The following is a 19630-nucleotide window of genomic DNA, read 5'->3' on the forward strand; positions in this document are numbered from 1 at the left end:
CGCAACATCCTCGCCTACTCGGCGCTCCCCGGGCAGGCGATCGACAGCCTGCGCGCCAACGGGATCCTCACCCGCCGAACGCCGGACGGGCCGCTCAACGAGGTGCGCTACCGGCAGGTGTTCGCGGCCGACGGGATCTCGCGCTTCCCCACCGAGAACGGGTTCGCGCCGCGCGCGGCCCTGCCGCTGCGCGCAGGGAACATCCCGCTCGGCTCGATCTGGGTGATCGACCCGCTCGGCGACGACCTCGACACCCCGCTCTCCCCCGAGAAGGCGGAGGTGCTGCGCAGCTCGGCCGAGCTCGCCGCGGGATACATCGTCGACGCGTGGCGCTTCGATCACGGCGACGAGCGCTCGCGCGAGACCGCGCTGCGGCGCCTGCTCACCGGCACCCCGCACGAGAACGACACGACCGTGCTCGGCATCCGCCCGGAACAGAGCTACCTCGTGCTCGCGATCGACTGCGGCGCGGTGCCGGAGGGCGATCTCTCCGAGGTCCGCACCGCGGCGTCGCGCCACCTGTCCGTGTACTTCCCCGGCAGCGTGTGCGCGGTGATGGACGGCGCGGTCGTTGCGCTCCTGCCGAGCAGCACGACCGAGCCGGTGGTGCGCTCCCTCGAACGGCTCCTGCCGGAGGTGACGCGCCTGATCGGCAGCCAAGGGCACTGCGGGCTGAGCTTCCCGCGGCGCTCGAGCGCCACGCTGGCGGGCGACGCCGAGTGCGCCATGCGGGTGGCGGAGTGCGCGCGCTCGCTCGGCCTCGCGATCGCCACGCCGGACGACGTGCATCCGCAGCTGATCCTGCGCCGGTGCGCCGATGCGCTGCAGGGATCGGACCTGCGGCTCCCCGAGGCCGAGCAGCTGTTCGCGCCCGACGAGCGCGAGACGCGGGCGACGCTACTCGCGTGGCTGGAGGAGCGCGGCAGCGCGCCGCGCGTCGCCGAGCGGCTCAACGTGCACGAGCAGACCGTGCGGTACCGCATGCGGCAGGTGGTGAGCCGGCTGGACATCGATCTCGACGATCCCGATCGCACGCTCGCGCTCTGGCTGCAGCTGCGCCTCGCCGAGCTGCGTTAGCCCGGCGCCACGGCGAGGTCGTACGCGTCGCGCGCGGCGAGCACCCCGCCCATGTGCTCGCGCGCCCAGTCATCGAGGGCGCCGAGCGGCCCGCGGAGCGTCCGCCCCGCGTCGGTGAGCTCATACTCCACGCGCGGCGGCACCTGTGGGAAGAGGGTGCGCGTCACGAGCCCATCGCGCTCGAGTGCGCGGAGCGTCTGCGTGAGCATTTTCTGCGAGACCCCGTCGACCCGACGCGCGAGCTCACCGAAGCGGAGCGGCCCGTCGGCGAGCGCGCCGATGATGAGCACCGTCCAGCGGTCGCCGATGCGGTCGAGCAGCTGCCGCGTCGGACAATCGCGCTCGTACGGATCCCACTGCTGATCAGGCATGCGTCGCACTCTCTCCGGCACCGCGCGGAACCCTAGTTACCGCAAAGTGCCTACTTTCCAGAATAAAGCTACTCTCCTATCGTAAGTATTGGCGGCTTCGAAGGGAAGCCCCGATACCGAGAGGAACTCATCTGATGGCACGCATTACCGTGATCGGCGGCACCGGCTACGCAGGCACGAACATCGCGCGCGAGGCGGCCGCCCGCGGCCACGAGGTCACGGCGGTCTCCCGCTCGCTGCCCGCCGAGCCCATCGCCGGCGTCACGTACGCCACCGCCGACGCGCTCGACCCCGCCGCCCTCCGCGGCGCGATCGACGGCGCCGAGATCGTGGTCGGCGCGCTCTCCCCGCGCGGCGCGCTCGATGGCACGCTCCGTGAGGTCATGCGCGAGCTGGCAACAGCAGTGCAGGATCAGGGCGCTCGCCTCGGCGTGGTGGGCGGCGCAGGCTCGCTGCTCGTCGCCGAGGGCGGCCCCACCGTCTCCTCCGGCCCCGACTTCCCCGAGGCCTTCACGGCCGAGGCCGAGACGATGGGTGACGTGCTCGCGGACCTCCGCGCGTCCGACGCCGCGCTCGACTGGTTCATGGTCAGCCCGGCCGCGAGCTTCGGCGCGTGGGCGCCCGGCGAGCACACCGGCACATTCCGCCTGGGCGGCGACGTGCTGCTCACCGACGAGGCCGGGGAGTCGAACATCTCCGGCGCCGACTTTGCGCACGCCTTCGTCGACGAGATCGAGCGACCAGCGCACGCGCGCCAGCGCTTCACCGTGGCGTACTAGGACGCCTCAGCGCCCCGTCGGGGCAACCACGAGCCGGATCTGGTTGCCCCACGGGTCGGCGGCGGTGATCCCGCGCTCCACGCGCGTCACCTCGACGCCCGCGGTGCCCAGGCGATCCGCCACCGCTTCGACGCTCGCCGAATCCGGCAGCGCGACCGTCACGGCCCCGAGCCCCACCTCCGTGCTGCGCGCCCCGGCCCCGGCGCTCTGCCAGGTGTTCGTCGCGAGGTGGTGGTGGTACCCGCCCGCCGAGTAGAACAGCGCACCGTCGGTCTCGGACACGACGTCGAAGCCCAGCGTGTCGGCGTAGAACGCGCGCGCGGCGGCCAGGTCCCCCACCTTCAGGTGCACGTGCCCCACCGTCGCGGTGCCGCTCGCCTCGCCGTCTCCGTACTCGTCGATGAACTGATTGGGATCCAGCATCTCGCTGCCCATCACCACCTTGCCGTCCCGCCACACCCACTCGGACGCCGGCCGGTCGACGTACAGCTCGACGCCGTTCATCTCCGGGTCGCCGAAGTAGAAGGCGCGGCTCACCGCGTGGTCGGCGGCACCCTGGTAGCTCTCCGGTGCCCGCTGCGCGACGCGCAGCAGCGTGTTCGCGAGCGTGGCCTCGTCGGGGAAGAGAATCGCCGTGTGGTACAGCCCGGCCTCCTCCGGCTGCGGCAGCGGCTCAGCGGACTCGCGCAGCCGGATCAGCGGCTCTCCCCCGAGCCCGAGGAGCACCTCGCCGTCGGCCTCCTCCAGCACGGCCATGCCGACGGCGTCCTCGTAGAAGCCGCGCACCGCTGGCAGGTCGCGCACGTTCAGCTCGTTGACCGACATGTGGGTCTCCGCGGGGAGCCCATCGGCGCGCTCGCGCGGGGCGCCGTCCGGCCCGCGCACCTCGCCGGCCGGGGCGCTCGCACCGGCCTCGCTCGAGCCGCCGCGGGCGGCGAACCACCAGATCGCCCCCAGGGCGAGCGCGACGATGATCGCCCCGCCGATGATGGCCGCGCGCATGCGCGCCGGGCGGCGGGAGGAGGATGGAGCTGAGTTCACGGTTCGTGCGCTTTCTGTTGGGGTGTGGTCAGGCCGGGCGTGCGGCGAGCAGATCCTGCATGAGCTGGATCTCGCTGCGCTGCGCGGCGATCATACTGTTCGCGAGGTCGGTCACCACGGGCATGGAGCTGCGGGCGACGACCGCCTCGGCCATCTCCGCGCCGCCCTCGTGGTGCGCGATCATGAGCTCGAGGTAGCGGCGCTCGGCGGCGCGCCCCGAGAGCGTCGCAAGCTCATCGAGCTGCTCGCGCGTGGCCAGCCCCGGCATAGTGTCGGGGACGAGCGCGGGATCGACGTCGGGCTCGCCTCCCCCCGCGTGGCCGGCGTGCGCGCCAGCGCCGCCGTCGCCGGGGATCGGCCGGTGCATCCAGGTCATCGCCGGTTCTGGCGCGGCCTGCGGCAGCCCCCACACGGCGAGCCAGCCGTACATCTGCCCCGACTGCCTGGCCTGCGACGTGAGGATGTCGTAGGCGAGCAGGCGGACGTCGGCGTCATCGGTGCGATCCCGCACGATGATCGACATCTCTACCGCCTGATCGTGGTGCGTCTGCATGTCGCGGGCGAAGCCGGCCTCGGCGCTACGCGTCGACGGCACGACCTCGGCGCTCGCGGTGACCCGCCCGATCATGAGCGAGGCCGCCACGAGCACGAGTGCGAGCATCGTACCGACGAAGACGGTGAAGCCGATCCCGCGCCGGCTCCGCACGTCGCTCACGAGGCGACTCGGCCGATGCCCTCGACGGCGCCGGAGCACGACGCGCCTGGCTCGGGCGCATCAGCCGACTTCCAGTAGCGGTCGACGAACTGGCCGAGGCGTGGATCGCTCGGCTCGTCGAACTCGATCTGCGCACCCCAGACCGAAGCAACGAAGGGCGCAGGCAGCTCGGGGTACGGCGAGATGATCGTGTAGAGCTCGGGGATGCTGCGGCGCAGCTCGGCGAGATCCTCCTCGGAGGCGGTATCCGGGTTGTAGGTCACCCACACGGCACCGTGCTCAAGGGAGTGCACGGCGTTCTCGTTCGGCTGGGGCACCGAGTAGACGCCGCAGTTCAGCCACGCCGGGAAGTGGTCGCCGCCGGCCGGCGGATTCATGTCGTACTCGGCCGCGTAGTCGACGGGGTCGGGGCCGACGTGCGTGGCCGGCAGGTTCGGGAACTCCTGCAGCCCCTCGATCGCGATGTCCTGCGGGCGCTGCCGCGGCTCGGAGGCGGTCGCGATGAACGTCACGAGCAGCGCGATCACCGCCGCACCGCCGACCGCGCCGCTGATGATCCCAACCCTGCGCCTGCGCGCCTTCGCCGCCTGCTCGCGCTGGTACTGCTGCACCTTCTCCGCGCGCCGCTCGGCGCGCTGCTCTTTGTTCGTTGTCCGTCCGGTGGGTGCCGCCACAGTATCCCCGCAATCGCATTTTTATTGTCGCGACAAGCTTTTCCCACGCGGCTGGGAGTTTCGTGTCCGAAGCCTGGACGCGCTCCCAGTGTTGGGGGTTGGTGAGGGTGGGTGGCGGGGGGCTGGCGGCGATGCCGGGGAGCTGGTGCCCTAGCCCTGATGCTCCGCGAGCCGCGCGTTGATCTTCGCCGAGATCGCGCCGAGCGCCTCGAGTTCGTCGGCGGTGAGCGCGTCGATCACGAGCTCACGCACCAATTCGATGTGCTGCGGGATGGCGCGGATAAACGTGCGCCGCCCGAGCGAGGTGAGCCGGGCGTTCGTCGCGCGCCGATCGTCGGGGCAGGGCACGCGTTCGAGCAGCCCGCGCTTCGCCATACGCGTGCAGACGTGCGAGAGCCGCGGCAGGGTGGCCGCGGTCTCGCGCGCGAGGTGCGACATCTGCAGCGTCGACTCCGGCGCAACATAGAGCGAGGACAGCACGGTGAACTCGAAGTGGGTCAGCTGCGCGTCGCGCGCGAGCTGCGCGTCGAGCACGTTCGGCAGCAGCTGGGTCACCGTGACGAGCCCCAGCCAGGCGTGCGACTCCTGCTCGGTCATGCGCGGTGCGGAGATGGTCATGCCCCCATTCCATCACTTCGCGCGGCCGAGCGCAGGATTGCGGCTGGCGATGGGGTGGCGCGGCCGGCCGGCCGGGAGGGCGGGCGCCGGGGCCAGGGGCCGGGCCGGCGGCCCGGCCCCATACCTCCCCGGACCTCTCTGGCCCGGATTGCTGCCAGTTTGATCCACTCCCGGGCTCCCATTCCGGACCCAACCCTCACCTTGTTGCAGAAAGGACCGCCTCGCCCGGTCGCCAGCCGGCAGACCGGCCACCCCACCCAGGCCAGACCGCCAGGCGCGGGGTGCGCGCAGCGCACCCCGCGGGACCGGATTGCTGCCAGTTTGATCCGCTCCCGGGCGCCCATTCCGGACCCAACCCTCACTTTGTTGGAGAAAGGGCCGCGCAGCCAGCCAGCCAGCCAGCCAGCCCGTCAACCAACCACCCAGCCCTCGCACCACCTAGCGCGCGAGCAGTTCCTCCGCACCAGCGCCCGGGAGGGCGAGCGTCACCGGGGTGCCCCACGGGTCGGCCGCCTCGATCGTCACGCCGGTGTCCGCGAAGGGGATGCCGCGCGCTCGCAAGCGCGCGGCCACCGCGTCGAGGTCCTCGCGGCCGGGGAGCGTGATCGCCACGTCGCCGAGCCCCAGCGCCGCCGCGCGCGGGCCGGCCCCTCGACTGTTCCAGGTGTTCATGGCGACGTGGTGGTGGTAGCCGCCGGCCGAGGCGAAGAGCGCACCCGGGTGCGCGCTCGCGGTGACCTCAAACCCCAGCGCGTCGATGTAGAACTCGCGTGCGCGCGCCACATCGCCCACCTGCAGGTGCACGTGCCCCACCCCGCCCGACTGCCGCTCGACCGCGCCGAGCACGCCCTCGTCGAGATGCTCGGCGAGGTATCGGTTCGGATCGAGGGCGAGGGTGTCCATCTGGATCTGCCCGTCGGCCATCCGCCACGTGTCGCGCGGCCGGTCGACGTAGAGCTCGATGCCGTTGCCCTCGGGGTCGGTGAAGTAGAACGCCTCGCTCACCAGGTGGTCGGCAGATCCCGCGAAGCGGCTGCGCTGATCCTGCGCGGTGCGGTACACGGTGGCGGCGAGACTCGCGGCGTCCGCGAAGAGGAACGCGGTGTGGAAGAGGCCGGCCTCGCGCGGGCTCGCCGCGGGGAGGTCGGGCGTGTGGATCAGCCGCACCATCGGCACCTCACCTCGCCCAAGCACACGGTGCACCTCGCGGCGGTCCGCCCGCTCGGCGAGCGGCACGAGGGCGAGCGCCTGCTCGTAGTAGCTGCTCATCTGTTCGAGGTCGCCGACGCGGAGGGTCACCGCATCCATGGCGAGGTCGGCGGAGAGGACGCGGTCGTCCACCGCGCGCGGGGTCTGTTCGCTGCTCATGGCTGCCTACTGCGCGACGGCGAAGCCGCCGGTCCAGGAGATCCGCTCGGACACGGCGAGGGTGAGCTGCAGGAAGCCGACGGCCTCCAGCTCGTGCGCGCGGCCGAGCGAGCCGGCGTCGATGGCCTGCAGGCCGCCCGCGACAATGTCGGCGGCGAGCGCCGCCTTCGCGTCGCCCGACTCACCCGCGATGAGCACGGTCGTCGGGATCCCGGCGATCGCGCCACCCGCGAGGGTCGCGGCGAAGTTCGTGTTGAACGCCTTCAGCACGTGCGACTGCGGCAGCGCGCGCTGGATCTCCGCGGCCGCGGAGCTGCCGGCCGGCACCACGAGCGCGTCGAAGGTCTCGAAGTTCAGCGGGTTCGTGATGTCCACGACGGTCTTCCCGACGAGCTGATCGGCGACCGCCGCCAGGATCTCGGCCACCGCCGGGTAGGGCACCGCGAGGATCACGGTGTCGCCGGCGACGGTGGCACGAGCGCTATCGGCGTGGCCGATGTACTCCACCGATGCTCCGCCAGCGGCCAGCACGCCGCCGATCGCCTGCGCCATGTTCCCGTTTCCGAAAATCGTGTAGTTCGCCATGATCCGGCGCTCCATTCTGCCCTCCGGGCATTAGTTGTAGCTTTAACTAAATAGTACGCCCACTTTAGTTGTAGATGCAACCAATGTGCAAGAATTGCGGCATGCACGCTCCGCTCACGCACCCCGAACGCGTGGCTATCGCACGCCTCCACGCGCTGCTGGAGCTCCTCCCCACCGCGCTCGACCAGCGCCTCGCGCCAGCCGGCGTCACCTCCTTCGAGCACACCGTGCTCGAGACCCTCGCGGCGAGCCCGCGGCAGCGCGCACGCCTCAGCGAGATCGCGGAGCGCACCAACGCCACGCGACCTCGCCTCTCCCGCGTCGCGTCAGCGCTTGAGCGCCGCGGGCTCATCGAACGCGCGGCGTGCGAGCTCGACGGGCGCGCCACCAACGCGGTCCTCACCGAGGCGGGCGCGGCCACGCTCGCGCGATCCAGCGACGCCTACGCGGCGGCGGTGCGCGAGCTCATCCTGCCCGGCCTCACGACGCTGCCGGGCGATGGGGTGGCCCAGCTCGCAGACACCGCCTACGCGATCCTCAGCAGTCTGGACACAGCGGCCGGGGCGGCGCACGCCGGGAACGTTGCGGCACACGCGGGATCCGGATCGAGCCCGAGCTGCAGCGCCGATCCCCCACCCCGGGGATCCGCGGAGGCCGCTCAGGCCCCGCCCACCCCGAGCGACGGCGCCGGGAGCCCGTACTCGCGGCGTAGCGCCGCCTGCGCGGCGTACCATCCCGACAGCCCGTGCACGCCCGGCCCTGGCGACGTCGAGGACGAGCACAGGTAGACGCCAGGCACCGGGGTGCGCCAGGGCTCGGGCGAGGGCACCGGGCGCGCGAGCAGCTGTCCGAGGGACACCCGGCCAGCGCTGAAATCGCCGCCGTGGGAGTTGCGGTTGTAGCTCGCCAGCTCCGCGGCGGTCGTGACCCGCACGGCCCTGATGCGGTCCCTGAAGTCCGGCGCGAAGCGCTCGATCTGGGCGATCACCCGTTCCCCAACGTCGACCGTCGACCCGGCCGGCACGTGCGTGTAGCTCCACAAGGCGTGCGCGCCGGCGGGATTGCGGCCGGGATCCCAGCCGGTCGGCTGCGCGAGCAGCACGTACGGGCGTTCGGGGTGCGCACCGCGCGCCACTGCGGCCTCCGCCGCGGCGCCCTCCGCACGGCTGCCGCCCAGGTGCACCGTCGGCGCGGCGCTCACCCGCTGATCCCGCCACGGCACCGGGCCGTCGAGCACGAAGTCCACCTTGGTGGCCGCGTCCCCGTACCGGAAGCGCAGCAGCGCACGCCGATAGCGCGCGGGGAGCCGCTCTCCGGCGATCTGCGCGAGGCCGCGCGCCGAGGTGTCGAAGAGCACCGTGCCGTACGCGTCGAGGTCCCGAACGTCCTCGATCGCGTGCGCGGTCTCGATCCGGCCACCGTGCGCGATCAGGTCTGCGGCGAGCGCGTCAGTGATCACGCGTGATCCGCCGATCGGCACCGGCCACCCGCTCGCGTGCCCGAGCGCGCCGAGCACCACGCCGACGGCGGCGGTCGCGAGGTTCGGCATCTTCCCGATGCTGTGCGCGGCGACACCGGAGATCAGGGCGGGCGCGGCGTCCTCGCGAAAGCGCAGGTTCCAGAGCGGGCTCCCCTGCTCGAGCGTGCGCAGGCCGGTCACCGCTGCGGCGAGGAGATCGGTCGGCCAGCGCAGCATGGCACCGCCGAGCGCGAAGTCGACGACGCCGTCGAGGCGCTGCAGCACCGGCGCGTAGAAGCGCCGGTACGCCGCGCCATCGCGCCCGAGCTCCTCGGCGGTGCGTGCGAGATCGCGATAGGCGACCGCGGCGCCGCCGTCCAGCGGGTTCGCGTACGACGCCTCCGGCACCGCGAACTCCACCCGACGATCCAGCTCGAACGCGCGGAAGAAGCCGGTGGCGAGCGCCATCGGGTGGATCGCGGAGCAGACGTCGTGCAGGATCCCAGGCTCAACGAGCTCGACGGTGCGCGTGCCGCCGCCGATCGTCTCGGCCGCCTCGAACACCGTGACCGGCACCCCGGCGCGGGCGAGCGTGACCGCAGCGGCGAGCCCGTTGGGCCCCGCGCCGACGACCGCGGCGGGGCGCTCGCCGCGACCGGGCGCGCGGTGCGCGTCGTGTCGACTGCCCATCGTGCACCTCCCCGTTCACCGCACCGTCCCGGCTCCTCGGCTGACCGGCGCGGGGCGCCAACCCAGATCACATCCCCGCGAGCCGAGTGCTGCGCCCTATCCTTGCGTAGTTCGCGTCAGGCCACCAGCGTACGCGCGGGGCCGGAACTCACCGCTCCGTCACGCGGCCGCCGTCGACGTGCCATCGACGGTCCAGCCGCACCGTCTCGAGCATGCGGCGATCGTGGGTGACGAGCAGCAGCGCGCCCGTGTAGCTCTCGAGCGCCTGCTCCAACTGCTCGATGGCGGGCAGGTCGAGGTGGTTCGTCGGCTCGTCGAGCACCAGCACGTTCACGCCGCGCGCCTGCAGCAGCGCGAGCCCGGCGCGGGTGCGCTCGCCGGGCGACAGCTCCCCGCACGGGCGCAGCACGTGATCGGCTTTCAGCCCGAACTTCGCGAGCAGCGTGCGCACCTCGGCGGACGCGAGCTCCGGCACGAGCGCCTCGAACGCCTCGGCGAGCGGCGCGGTTCCGGCGAACAGCGAGCGGGCCTGATCCACCTCCCCGATCGCGACCGATGAGCCGAGCGTCGCCGTGCCCTCGGCCGGCGCCTGGCGCCCGAGCAGCAGTCTGAGCAGCGTGGATTTCCCCGCGCCGTTCGGCCCGGTGATCCCCACCCGCTCACCGGCGTTCAGCTGCAGCGACACCGGGCCGAGCACGAAGTCGCCCTGCCTCGCCACCGCCGCGTTCAGCGTCGCGACCACGGCGCTCGAGCGCGGCGCAGCGCCGATCGTGAACTCGAGTCGCCACTCCTTGCGCGGCTCCTCCACCTCTTCGAGCCTGCGGATCCGGCTCTCCATCTGGCGCACCTTCTGCGCCTGCTTCTCGCTCGACTCGGTGGCGGCGCGGCGGCGGATCTTGTCGCTGTCGGGGGCTTTCCGCAGCGCGTTGCGCGTGCCCTGGCTCGACCACTCGCGCTGCGTGCGCGCACGGGCGACGAGGTCCGCCTTCGTCTCCGCGAACTCCTCGTACGCGTCGCGCTGGTGCTGCCGCACGATCTCGCGCTCCTCCAGGTACGCCTCGTAGCCGCCGCCGTAGATCCGGTTGGAGTGCTGCGCGAGGTCGAGCTCCAGCACCCGCGTCACGCACCGCGCGAGGAACTCCCGATCGTGGCTGACGAGCACCGCGCCGCCGCGCAGGCCATGCACAAACCGCTCGAGCCGTTCGAGCCCGTCAAGGTCGAGGTCGTTCGTGGGCTCGTCGAGCAGCACGATGTCGAAGCGGGAGAGCAGCAGCGCCGCGAGCCCGACTCGCGCCGCCTGCCCGCCGGAGAGCGAGGTCATGAGCGACTCGGCGGATACGCGGCCCGGCCCGGATCCCGCGCTGCCAGCAGATCCGGATCCGGCCGCACCGTCGAGCCCCAGCTCCGCGAGCACGCCGGGCAGCCGTTCCTCGAGGTCGGCGGCCCCGCTCGCGAGCCAGCGGTCGAGCGCGGCCGAGTAGACGTCGGCGGGATCCGCCTCCCCAGGCGCGCCCCCGGCCGGATCGCCGAGCGCCGTCGCCGCGGCGTCCATCTCCGCGGTGGCCTGCGCGCAGCCCGTGCGCCTGGCGACGTACGCCGCGACGGTCTCGCCGGCGACGCGCTCGTGCTCCTGGGGCAGCCAACCGACGAAGGCGTCGAGGGGCGCGAGCTGCACCGTGCCGGCCTGCGGCGCGAGCTCGCCAGCGAGGATGCGCAGGAGTGTGGACTTGCCGGCCCCGTTCACGCCGACCACGCCAACCACGTCGCCCGGGGCGACCGTGAGGTCGAGGGAGTCAAAGAGCGTGCGGTGGGCGTAGCCGCCCGCGACGCCCTGCGCCACAAGTGTTGCCGTCATGCCTCAAGCGTAGGGCCACCGGCCACGCGGCAGCCCAGCACTGCCCTGCCTCATTCCCATTCAACGGGAATCTCGCGCGCACTCCCGCGCGGAGCCCGCACACTGTGTGCAGCGGCGCCCGGCTGCACACGCCCCGCCGCACCGCACCCCAGACCCCGCCGCACCCGTCATAGGAGACACCGCAATGACCGCACAGCGCACTCGCGTCGCCATCGTCGGGGCCGGGCCTGCCGGGCTCGTCCTCTCGCACCTCCTGCAGGAGGCCGGCATCGACAGCATTGTCCTTGATCAGCGCACCAGGGAGGACATCGAGGGCACCATCAAGGCCGGCATCCTCGAACAGGGCGCAGCCGATCTGCTCGCCTCGATCGGCTCCACCAGCCGCGTGCACTCGGTTGGCGATCGCCACGATGGCATCGTGATGAGCTTCGCCGGCGAAGCGCACCGTATCGACTTCACCGCGCTCGTCGGCCGCAGCGTGTGGCTGTACCCGCAGCACGAGGTCCTCATCGACCTCATCGCCGCCCGCCTCGCCGCCGGCCAGGACCTCCGCTTCGAGACCACCGTCACGAGCGTCGACGGCATCCGCACCGACCGCCCGCGCGTCACCGGCGTTGGCCCCGACGGCGCGCCGTTCGAAATCGAGGCCGAGTTCATCGTGGGCGCCGACGGCTCACACAGCACGGTGCGCCCTGCGGTCACCGGGTCGACGCGCGGCGGGTACTTCCGCGAGTATCCGTTCGCCTGGTACGGGATTCTCGCCGAGGCCCCGAAGAGCTCCGACGAGCTCATCTACAGCAACTCCCCCGAGGGCTTCGCGCTCATCAGCCAGCGCTCGGAGACCGTGCAGCGCATGTACTTCCAGTGCGACCCGGACCTCGATCCCCACTCGATGAGCGAGGCGCAGATCTGGGACACGCTCCAGGCGCGCACCCCGGGCACCGAGCTCGTCGAGGGGCGCATCTTCCAGCGCGACATCCTGCGCTTTCGCAGCTTCGTCTCGCACGAGCTCCGCGCCGGCCGGGCCGCACTCGTCGGCGACGCGGCGCACACGGTGCCGCCGACCGGCGCGAAGGGCATGAACCTCGCGATCGCCGACGTGATCCTGCTGGACCAGGCGCTGCGTCAGCTGCTACTCGACGGCAGCGAGGCCGGCATCGACGCATACGCCGAGATCGCGGCGCAGCGGATCTGGAAGGCCCAGCACTTCTCGTGGTGGATGACGACCATGCTGCACCACGCGCCGGACGCCAGCGACTTCGACCGTCACCGCCAACTCGGCGAGCTGCGCACCGTCCTCGACTCCGAGGCCGGCCAGCGCTACCTCGCCGAGGCGTACACCGGGTGGCCCTACCGCACCACGCTCGAGCGCGGGCCCGTCACCCCTCCTGCACGTCCTCGCGGCGCGGCTCCTCGCCGAAGCGGAACTGCCGCCCGCTGACGCTCTCCACGTCGATCCGCACGAACACCGTCTTCAGCGTCGGCACCCACGGCCGCAGCGGCAGCGCCTCAGCTGCGGCCACCTCGGCCTCCGTTTCGAGCGCGTGCGCGGTGCCGCGCAGCACGACGCTCCACCCGCCGACCTCGTCGAAGCTGTCCACCTCGAAGACCACCGAGTGGTTGACAGTGAGGCCGGAGAGCTTCGCGCCAGGCGCGGTGCGGAACACGAGCGTGCCCCCGTCCACAACAAAGTTGATGGGGACCACGTCGACGACGTCGCCCACTCGGGTCACCAGCCGCCCCATCGACACCCCCGCGACCAGCTCCCAGCTGTCGTCCTCCGAGAGGACCATGACCGGATTCTCGCTGTGTTCCATACTTCCATCCTCTCGCCGTCGCCCCGGAAACGGAAGAGGAAAGCGTGCACGCAGCTCACGCGACTACGCTGGGAGCATGAGCGACCTCCGAGATTCTGGCGATGCGTGGGTCACGGCCGAGGACGGGGGCCGCTACTGGGGTCGCTACGGGGCAGCTGGCCTCCTCGCCTACGATCGCGCCCGCCACGCGATCCTCATGCAGCATCGCGTGACCTGGAGCGATCACGGCGACACCTGGGGAATTCCCGGTGGTGCACGGCACTCCGACGAGACCCCGATCGAGGCGGCCCTGCGTGAATCCCAGGAGGAGGCCGGGGTGCCGGATCACTCGATGATCCCGCGCTTCACGCACGTGCTCGATCGTGGCGGGTGGAGCTACACCACGCTCCTCGCCGAGGTGGCCGTGCCGTTCGAGCCCGAGATCACCGACCCCGAGAGCCACGAGCTGCGGTGGGTGCCGGTTGACGAGGTCGCGGCGCTGGCGCTGCACCCGGCGTTCGCGAGCAGCTGGGCGCTGCTGAAGCCGCTCGTCGGTGGCACCCCCACCGTGATCGTCGACGCGGCGAACGTGGTCGGCGCGGTGCCAGACGGCTGGTGGAAGGACCGGCGCGGCGCGGCGGTGCGCCTGCGGGATCGGATCGACGCGTTCGCCGCGAACGGCAATGGTGTGCGCGCCGGTTTCCTCGACCTTCCTGATACCCGCGTCGCCGGCCTCGCCGAGGCCTTCCCCGAGTGGGTGTTCGTGACCGAGGGTGTTGCGCGCGGCATCGGCGACGGGGCGCGCGTGCGCGTGGTCGACGCGCCGGAACTCGGCGACGACGCGATCGTGGCCGAGGTGGATCGCGCGGCCGAGGCTGGCGCGATCGTCACGGTGGTGACGAGCGATGCCGAGCTCAAGGTGCGCGTGCGCGTCGCCGGCGCCGCGACTACGCGGGGCGCGAAGAAACTGCTGCGTCTCCTGCCGGCGCTGCCTGAGGTGCCGACGCCGCCGCACGCCGCCGCAGCGCCGTAGCGATCCCGGCGGCGATGAGCCCCTGCCCGAGCGTGTACGTGAGCATCACCATGCCGCTCGTCCAGTCGGGCATGATCTCGGGGAGAAAGATGCGAAACGACAGGATCGCGTCGGACACGAGGAACCACGCGCCGCCCCACGCGATCACGGGCCCGCAGCGCGACGCCATGGCCGCGGTGCCCGCGAGCAGCAGGCCGTACACGACCACGGGCACCGTGAGCGCGCCGGTGTGCGGCACGAGGAGCGCGATCATCACCGCGTAGGCGAGCGCGTAGACGAGCGCCCAGGCCGGCACGCGCCGCACGGCAACCCCGGGAGCACGCCACATGAGCAGCACGTACCCGACGTGCGCGAGGCCGAAGCAGGCGAGCATCATCGGCAGCTCGTCCTCGAACATCGGGAAGAACGTCGCCGCACCGTCGCCCAGCCACGAGCAGAAGATCGACGCGACGAGCAGCGTGATCACCCCGCGCGGCCACGGCCGGATCCCCGCGGCAGCCCACAGCACGCCGAGCGCGAGCGCCGGCATGAGCAGCAGCTTCGTCGGCGCGTCGATGGGGTGCTCGAGGAACCGCGCCGTGACGTGCACGAGGGAGACCACGGCGTAGGGAACGAAGGGCAACGCTGCCCGGAGTCGAGTGCTCACACGGCGATCCTAGCGCTCGACGAGGATCCCGTCCTCGTCGCACCACACCTGCGCGCCCGGCCGGAACGTGACGCCGCCGATCTCCACCGGCACGTCCTGCTCCCCCGCGCCGGTCTTCGTCGACTTCGCCGGGTTCGAGCCGAGCGCCTTCACGCCGAACGGCAGCGTGCCGATCGCCACGCGGTCGCGGATCGCGCCGTTGACGATCAACCCCAACCAGCCGTTGTCGACCGCGAGGCTGGCGATCACGTCGCCGACGAGCGCGGTGGCGAGCGAACCCCCGCCGTCGATCACGAGCACGGCACCATCGCCGGGCGTCGAGAGAATCTGCTTGAGCAGCGCATTGTCCTGGAAGCAGCGGACCGTGCGCACCGTGCCGGTGAAGCCGCTCATGCCACCGATGTTCTGGAACTGCAGCGCAACCGACTGCAGTTCCTCACCGCGCTCGTCGTACAGGTCGGCCGTACTGATCTGAGCCATTGTGCGTTTCCTCCTTGGGGCCGGGCGACCGAATGGCGGCCGGGCACGATCCACGCTATCGGCATCGGCCGACAAACGGGGCGAGATCGCACGAAACTGTCATCTTGCGGAAACCGCGCGTAATAATGTACAAAAGTACATGTACAGAAGTACATTACTGGGCGACCTGATCGCCGCACACCGGGGGCGGGAGGGACACCGTGACGAGCACGCACGCAGACGCAGACGATCCCGCCGCGAGCGCCACGCGCCGACGCGACCCCGCTGGCCGCCGCCGCGCCATCCTCGACGCCGCGGCCGCGCTCGTCGCCGAGCGCGGCGTCGCCGCACTCACCCACCGCGCCATCGCGGCGCGCGCCGGCGTCCCCCTCGGCTCGACGACCCAGCACTTCGCCTCGATCGAGGAGCTGCGCGAGGAAGCCCTGCAGCAGCTCGCGGACGAGATCGACGAGGCCCTCGCGCGGATCGAACCCTTCGTCGCCGACATGACGCGGGATCCCACGCACGCCGTCACCGAAATCCTCGCGTTCCTGCACGACCGGCGCGGGGTGCGCTCCGAGATCGCGCTCATCACGAGCGGCACGACGGATCCGCGGCTCCGCGCGCTCGCCACGCGGTGGAACGATCGCCTCATCGAGATGCTCGCCGAGCACATCGGCCGCGACGCCGCACTCGCGCTCTCCGTCTACCTCGACGGGGCGACCGTGCACGCCGGGCTCCACGATGCGCCGCTCACCCGGGCCGACCTCACCCGCGCATTCCTTGCGCTGACACGGCTCCCCGAGCTTCCCGCAACCCCGGCACACGGCGCAGTTCCCGAGCTGCGACGAAGCTCGGGCCCCGCGCACTCCTAGCGCCGAACGCGTCAACACCCGAACGCACCCGGCGCCGCGCGGCGGCCCCAGCTCAGGATCGCCGAGACACCAGCGCACCGCGCCCGGGCGCGAACTCGCTCCCCGCTCGTCCCGCGCACCGCCCGACCCCCGGGTGGCCCCACGCACATCCCACCTCCCTCGCCCAGAAAGGCACACACCATGTCCACGCTCCCCGCATCCCAGGCACCTCCGCAGCAGTACAGCCGCGGTCGCCGCTGGGCGGCTCTCGCGGTCCTCACGGCCAGCCTGCTCGTGATCACCATGGACATGACGATCCTCAACATCGCGCTGCCCGAGATGGCCGCGGAGCTCCACCCCTCCTCCGACCAGCAGCTCTGGATCATCGACGTCTACTCACTCGTGCTTGCCGGTCTGCTCGTGTCGTTCGCGGCGATCGCCGACCGCTGGGGCAGGAAGCGCATGCTGCTGCTCGGCTACGCGATCTTCGGCGGCGCGTCGCTGCTCATCCTCTTCGCCAACTCCGCGGAGGGCGTGATCGGGATCCGCGCGCTGCTCGGCGTCGGCGGGGCCATGATCATGCCGATCACGCTGTCGCTCATCCGCGTCATCTTCACGAACCCGAAGGAGCGAGCCACGGCGCTCTCCATCTGGGCCGCCGTGTCGAGCCTCGGGGCCGCCGTCGGGCCACTCATCGGCGGGGTGCTGCTCGAGCACTTCTCCTGGCACGCCGCGTTCCTCATCAACGTGCCGCTCATGCTCGCCGGCGTGATCGCTGGCATGCTGATCCTCCCCGAGTCGCGCGTCGCGCACCCCGGGCGCTGGGACGCGCTCGCCGCGGCACTCTCGCTCGTCGGCATGACCCTGCTCGTGTGGGCCATCAAGACCTTCGGCAAGGCGGCCAGCTTCCTCGTGCCCGAGGCCCTCATCGCGTTCGCGGCCGGTGCGGCGCTGCTCGCCTGGTTCGTGGTGCGCTGCATCCGCAGCGATGCGCCACTGCTCGAGCTGAAGCTGTTCCGCAACCGGGAGTTCTCGGCCGGCATCTTCGCCGCGCTCGGCTCGACGTTCGCAATGATCGCCGCGCTCCTGCTCATCGCCCAGTGGATGCAGCTCGTGGACGGCGCCTCCCCCGTCGAGGCGGGGGTTCGGCTCTTCCCGATCGCCATCGCCGGCGCGATCGCGTCGCTCGCCGCTCCCCCGCTCGCGCGGCTGGTCGGCGCGCGCACCGTCCTCGCCGGCGGCATTGTCGCAGCGGGCATCGGCATGTTCCTGATCGGGATCCAGCCGGGCACTCTGTCGACCCTCACCGTGATCGTCGCGCTCGCGCTCGTCGGTGCGGGAAGCGGCTCGCTCGCCATCGGTTCGGCCATGATCATGCACGGCTCCCCCGAGGAGAAGGCCGGCAGCGCCGGCGCCATCGAGGAGACCTCCTACGAGCTCGGCGCGGTGCTCGGCGTCGCGATCCTCGGCAGCATCTCCGCGCTGCTGTACCGCGCGGAGTTCGTCGGTTCGGGGACGCTCGCGGGCATCGATCCCGAGCTGGGCGCGCAGGCGCAGGAGTCGCTCGGCGCGGCGGTCTCGATTGCTGAGGAGCTCGAGCTCCCGCAGTTGGCGCACGAGGCCGGTGTGGCGTTCACGCACTCGCTGCAGACCACGGGCATCGCCGGCGGCATCATCATGTTCGCGGTGGCGGCGGCGGTATTCCTGCTCGCGCCGAAGGGTACCGACCTCTCCGAGGTCTCGCACTAGCCCCCCGCCCCCGCCCCCGCCCCCCACTCCTCGGATCGGGGTCACTGCGGCAGGGTGTCGCGGCACCGCCCCGGGGCGACACCCTGCCGCAGTGACCCCGATCCCCGGAGGCGGACGGGGAGGGCGGGGCGGGCAGGTCAGGGTTTTCCCTGGTCGGGGGCAGGACAGCGCAGTACCGGGGTATGAGGTGCTCGGCACCGGGGGTGGACGCATCCGCCCCCGGTGCCGGCATACCGTTGAAGCATCAGGACGGGCCAACACCAGAATCGCCCGCCGACGCTCGAAAGGAGAGCACCATGAACACCACCGCGATCCTCCCCGGTTCAGCTCCCACCCCGAACGACGCTGACGCGCAGACCACGGCCGGCGCCCAGTGGAACACCGAGGCGCAGTACGGCACCCCCAGCCAGTACGGCTTCGACGGCGCGCAGTACGCCCAGGCACAGCCCGCGCAGCCCGCACCGGCCCCGTCCACCGAGAACAGCCGCATCTTCGCGATCGTCGGCTTCGTGCTTGGCATCGCCTCGATCGTGAGCGGCTGGACCTTCGTCGCCCCGATCGCCGGCCTGATCTTCAGCATCCTCGCGCTGCGCCGCGGCACGTCCGAGCGCACGCTCGCACTCTGGGGTGTGTGGCTGAACGCGATCATGCTCGCGCTCACCGCCATCGGCTTCCTCGCCGGCGTCGTCGCGCTCGGCGCGGGCCTCCTCGCACTGCCCTTCGCCTGGCTCTAAGCCCGAGCGCTGGCACCGCCCGCTCAGCCGCGACACCGGTCCGGCCCACCACGCGCTGGTGGGCCGGACCGTTTCGTGCGTTCCCCTACTCCGAGGCGCCGACCGGATCCCGCTCGATATCCCGCGGCGGGTACACCCAGGTGACCATCACCACGGAGATGATCATGAGCAGGAACCACGCGATCAGCTTCTGCGGCGAGACCAGCTCCCAGCCGCCCGCCTGATGCGGGTACAGCCACGCGCCACCCCAGGTCGCGATGTTCTCAGCGAGCCAGATGAACACGGCCACCCCGAAGAACACGAGGAGCAGGGGCGCCCGCAGCGTCACCCGGTACACGCGGAAGTGCATCGTGGTGCGCCACCACAGCAGCGCGACGAGGGCCAGCAGCACCCACCGCAGATCGACGATGAAGTGGTGCGAGAAAAAGTTCACGTAGATCGCCGCCGCGAGCAGGGTGGTCAGCCACACGCGCGGGTAGTTCGTGAAGCGCAGCCGGTGCAGCCGGTACACGCGCACCATGTACGAGCCGACCGCCGCGTACATGAACCCGCTGAACAACGGCACCGCGCCAATGTGGAGCACGCCGGCCTGCTCGTACGACCAGGATCCAACATCGGTTTTGAACAGCTCCATCGCGGTGCCCGTGATGTGGAAGAGAACGATAACCCACAGTTCGCGCCCGCTCTCGAGCTTGAACGCCAGCATGCCCAACTGGATCAGGATCGCTGCGATGGTGAGCGCGTCGTTGCGCGCGAGCGCGGCGTCGTCCGGATACCAGAGCCGGGCCGCGACGATCACCGCGAGCAGGAGGGCGCCGAACACGCACGCCCAGGCCTGTTTCATGACGAACACCGCACACTCGACGAGCACGGCGCGGGCGCCACGCTCGGGAGCGCCCGCGAGGAGGCGGTTCGCGGCCCGGTCAATGGCGCGTTCGAGCGGGGTCAGGCCGCGCTCGGCCCCGGGATCTTCTCGCATCAGTTCAGCGTAGGCGAGAACTCCAATCGAAAAGTGGGAAAGCGACCCTTCACGCGGGTGAAGGGTCGCTTTGCCACTTTTCAATCATGCACGCGCGGGCGCGCGCGGGCACGCGGGCGTGCGCGAGCGCGTGCGCGGGCGTGCGCGA

At 71.7% G+C, this 19630-nt stretch carries 20 protein-coding genes and 1 pseudogene; 8 read left to right on the forward strand and 13 right to left on the reverse strand.

Going from position 1 to position 19630, the window contains the following annotated elements; translation table 11 throughout:
* A partial coding sequence (locus tag EGM46_RS13335) for a PucR family transcriptional regulator (RefSeq protein ID WP_164512906.1) occupies positions 1-1077 on the forward strand: 1077 nt, incomplete at its 5' end.
* Here the strand turns inward: EGM46_RS13335 and EGM46_RS13340 are convergent.
* A complete protein-coding gene (locus EGM46_RS13340) occupies positions 1074-1448 on the reverse strand; it encodes a winged helix-turn-helix transcriptional regulator (protein ID WP_125100624.1) in 375 nt (124 codons plus the stop codon). The genes EGM46_RS13335 and EGM46_RS13340 overlap by 4 nt on opposite strands.
* A 134-nt stretch (positions 1449-1582) precedes the next feature.
* Here EGM46_RS13340 and EGM46_RS13345 point away from each other — a divergent pair, with 134 nt between their 5' ends.
* Positions 1583-2227, forward strand: coding sequence for an NAD(P)-dependent oxidoreductase (locus EGM46_RS13345; RefSeq protein WP_125100625.1), 645 nt, complete (start codon positions 1583-1585; stop codon positions 2225-2227).
* A gap of 6 nt (positions 2228-2233) precedes the next feature.
* Here the strand turns inward: EGM46_RS13345 and EGM46_RS13350 are convergent, their stop codons facing one another.
* From EGM46_RS13350 to EGM46_RS13375, 6 genes are all read right to left on the reverse strand, one after another.
* Positions 2234-3268 (reverse strand): VOC family protein, encoded by a 1035-nt coding sequence (locus tag EGM46_RS13350; protein WP_125100626.1) that lies wholly within the window; start codon positions 3266-3268, stop codon positions 2234-2236.
* A 28-nt stretch (positions 3269-3296) separates the two neighbouring features.
* Positions 3297-3983, reverse strand: coding sequence for a DUF305 domain-containing protein (locus EGM46_RS13355; protein WP_125100627.1), 687 nt, complete (start codon positions 3981-3983; stop codon positions 3297-3299).
* Positions 3980-4657, reverse strand: a complete 678-nt coding sequence (locus tag EGM46_RS13360; RefSeq protein ID WP_125100628.1) for a DUF3105 domain-containing protein — start codon at positions 4655-4657, stop codon at positions 3980-3982. Before EGM46_RS13360 ends, EGM46_RS13355 begins: the two co-directional genes overlap by 4 nt.
* A 150-nt stretch (positions 4658-4807) precedes the next feature.
* Positions 4808-5275 carry a MarR family winged helix-turn-helix transcriptional regulator gene (locus tag EGM46_RS13365; protein WP_241156355.1) on the reverse strand — a complete coding sequence of 156 codons (468 nt, stop codon included), beginning with the start codon at positions 5273-5275 and terminating at the stop codon, positions 4808-4810.
* 438 nt (positions 5276-5713) lie between these two features.
* A complete protein-coding gene (locus EGM46_RS13370) occupies positions 5714-6643 on the reverse strand; it encodes a VOC family protein (RefSeq protein ID WP_125100629.1) in 930 nt (309 codons plus the stop codon).
* A gap of 6 nt (positions 6644-6649) precedes the next feature.
* Complete coding sequence (locus EGM46_RS13375) at positions 6650-7228, reverse strand: NADPH-dependent F420 reductase (RefSeq protein WP_125100630.1); 579 nt, start codon at positions 7226-7228, stop codon at positions 6650-6652.
* Between the two features lie 101 nt (positions 7229-7329).
* On the opposite strand from EGM46_RS13375, the pseudogene EGM46_RS15040 reads away from it, so the two are divergent.
* A pseudogene (locus EGM46_RS15040) lies at positions 7330-7602 on the forward strand (MarR family winged helix-turn-helix transcriptional regulator); the annotation flags it as partial.
* A gap of 284 nt (positions 7603-7886) precedes the next feature.
* On the opposite strand, the gene EGM46_RS13385 reads toward EGM46_RS15040, so the two are convergent.
* Positions 7887-9377: a phytoene desaturase family protein gene (locus tag EGM46_RS13385; protein ID WP_125100632.1), complete on the reverse strand. Its 1491-nt coding sequence runs from the start codon at positions 9375-9377 to the stop codon at positions 7887-7889.
* Positions 9378-9525: 148 nt separating this feature from the next.
* Positions 9526-11232, reverse strand: a complete 1707-nt coding sequence (locus EGM46_RS13390) for an ABC-F family ATP-binding cassette domain-containing protein (protein WP_125100633.1) — start codon at positions 11230-11232, stop codon at positions 9526-9528.
* 184 nt (positions 11233-11416) lie between these two features.
* Here EGM46_RS13390 and EGM46_RS13395 point away from each other — a divergent pair, with 184 nt between their 5' ends.
* The gene (locus EGM46_RS13395; protein ID WP_125100634.1) at positions 11417-12673 is read left to right on the forward strand and encodes a 4-hydroxybenzoate 3-monooxygenase; all 1257 of its coding nucleotides are present in this window, start codon (positions 11417-11419) and stop codon (positions 12671-12673) included.
* Here EGM46_RS13395 and EGM46_RS13400 read toward each other — a convergent pair.
* Positions 12612-13049 carry a pyridoxamine 5'-phosphate oxidase family protein gene (locus tag EGM46_RS13400; protein ID WP_125100635.1) on the reverse strand — a complete coding sequence of 146 codons (438 nt, stop codon included), beginning with the start codon at positions 13047-13049 and terminating at the stop codon, positions 12612-12614. The genes EGM46_RS13395 and EGM46_RS13400 overlap by 62 nt on opposite strands.
* A 76-nt stretch (positions 13050-13125) precedes the next feature.
* Between EGM46_RS13400 and EGM46_RS13405 the strand changes: the two genes are divergently transcribed.
* Positions 13126-14061, forward strand: a complete 936-nt coding sequence (locus tag EGM46_RS13405) for an NUDIX domain-containing protein (protein ID WP_125100636.1) — start codon at positions 13126-13128, stop codon at positions 14059-14061.
* On the opposite strand, the gene EGM46_RS13410 is transcribed toward EGM46_RS13405, so the two are convergent.
* Entirely contained in the window at positions 13976-14707 is a 732-nt protein-coding gene (locus EGM46_RS13410) for a lysoplasmalogenase (protein WP_241156356.1), read from the reverse strand. The genes EGM46_RS13405 and EGM46_RS13410 overlap by 86 nt on opposite strands.
* A gap of 9 nt (positions 14708-14716) precedes the next feature.
* Positions 14717-15187: a ribonuclease E activity regulator RraA gene (gene rraA / locus EGM46_RS13415; RefSeq protein WP_125100637.1), complete on the reverse strand. Its 471-nt coding sequence runs from the start codon at positions 15185-15187 to the stop codon at positions 14717-14719.
* A gap of 200 nt (positions 15188-15387) precedes the next feature.
* Here rraA and EGM46_RS13420 point away from each other — a divergent pair, with 200 nt between their 5' ends.
* The 3 genes from EGM46_RS13420 (at position 15388) to EGM46_RS15045 (ending at position 18503) form a co-directional block, all read left to right on the forward strand.
* Positions 15388-16041 carry a TetR/AcrR family transcriptional regulator gene (locus EGM46_RS13420; RefSeq protein WP_125100638.1) on the forward strand — a complete coding sequence of 218 codons (654 nt, stop codon included), beginning with the start codon at positions 15388-15390 and terminating at the stop codon, positions 16039-16041.
* 180 nt (positions 16042-16221) lie between these two features.
* The gene (locus tag EGM46_RS13425) at positions 16222-17769 is read left to right on the forward strand and encodes an MFS transporter (protein ID WP_125100639.1); all 1548 of its coding nucleotides are present in this window, start codon (positions 16222-16224) and stop codon (positions 17767-17769) included.
* A 296-nt stretch (positions 17770-18065) separates the two neighbouring features.
* Complete coding sequence (locus EGM46_RS15045) at positions 18066-18503, forward strand: DUF4190 domain-containing protein (RefSeq protein ID WP_241156357.1); 438 nt, start codon at positions 18066-18068, stop codon at positions 18501-18503.
* Between the two features lie 85 nt (positions 18504-18588).
* On the opposite strand, the gene EGM46_RS13435 is transcribed toward EGM46_RS15045, so the two are convergent.
* Positions 18589-19482 (reverse strand): DUF817 domain-containing protein, encoded by an 894-nt coding sequence (locus EGM46_RS13435; protein ID WP_125100640.1) that lies wholly within the window; start codon positions 19480-19482, stop codon positions 18589-18591.
* Positions 19483-19630: the final 148 nt, after the last annotated feature.

This window comes from Leucobacter chromiireducens, assembly GCF_003917135.1.
In the GTDB taxonomy this organism is placed as follows: domain Bacteria; phylum Actinomycetota; class Actinomycetes; order Actinomycetales; family Microbacteriaceae; genus Leucobacter; species Leucobacter chromiireducens_A.

Bases quoted from the DNA above. Each gene is read 5' to 3' on its own strand.
- EGM46_RS13340 (WP_125100624.1), bottom strand. From the start codon at position 1,448: ATGCCTGATCAGCAGTGGGATCCGTACGAGCGCGATTGTCCGACGCGG.
- EGM46_RS13345 (WP_125100625.1), top strand. From the start codon at position 1,583: ATGGCACGCATTACCGTGATCGGCGGCACCGGCTACGCAGGCACGAAC.
- EGM46_RS13365 (WP_241156355.1), bottom strand. From the start codon at position 5,275: ATGACCATCTCCGCACCGCGCATGACCGAGCAGGAGTCGCACGCCTGG.
- EGM46_RS13370 (WP_125100629.1), bottom strand. From the start codon at position 6,643: ATGAGCAGCGAACAGACCCCGCGCGCGGTGGACGACCGCGTCCTCTCC.
- EGM46_RS13375 (WP_125100630.1), bottom strand. From the start codon at position 7,228: ATGGCGAACTACACGATTTTCGGAAACGGGAACATGGCGCAGGCGATC.
- EGM46_RS13385 (WP_125100632.1), bottom strand. From the start codon at position 9,377: ATGGGCAGTCGACACGACGCGCACCGCGCGCCCGGTCGCGGCGAGCGC.
- EGM46_RS13390 (WP_125100633.1), bottom strand. From the start codon at position 11,232: ATGACGGCAACACTTGTGGCGCAGGGCGTCGCGGGCGGCTACGCCCAC.
- EGM46_RS13395 (WP_125100634.1), top strand. From the start codon at position 11,417: ATGACCGCACAGCGCACTCGCGTCGCCATCGTCGGGGCCGGGCCTGCC.
- EGM46_RS13400 (WP_125100635.1), bottom strand. From the start codon at position 13,049: ATGGAACACAGCGAGAATCCGGTCATGGTCCTCTCGGAGGACGACAGC.
- EGM46_RS13405 (WP_125100636.1), top strand. From the start codon at position 13,126: ATGAGCGACCTCCGAGATTCTGGCGATGCGTGGGTCACGGCCGAGGAC.
- rraA (WP_125100637.1), bottom strand. From the start codon at position 15,187: ATGGCTCAGATCAGTACGGCCGACCTGTACGACGAGCGCGGTGAGGAA.
- EGM46_RS13425 (WP_125100639.1), top strand. From the start codon at position 16,222: ATGTCCACGCTCCCCGCATCCCAGGCACCTCCGCAGCAGTACAGCCGC.
- EGM46_RS15045 (WP_241156357.1), top strand. From the start codon at position 18,066: ATGAACACCACCGCGATCCTCCCCGGTTCAGCTCCCACCCCGAACGAC.
- EGM46_RS13435 (WP_125100640.1), bottom strand. From the start codon at position 19,482: ATGCGAGAAGATCCCGGGGCCGAGCGCGGCCTGACCCCGCTCGAACGC.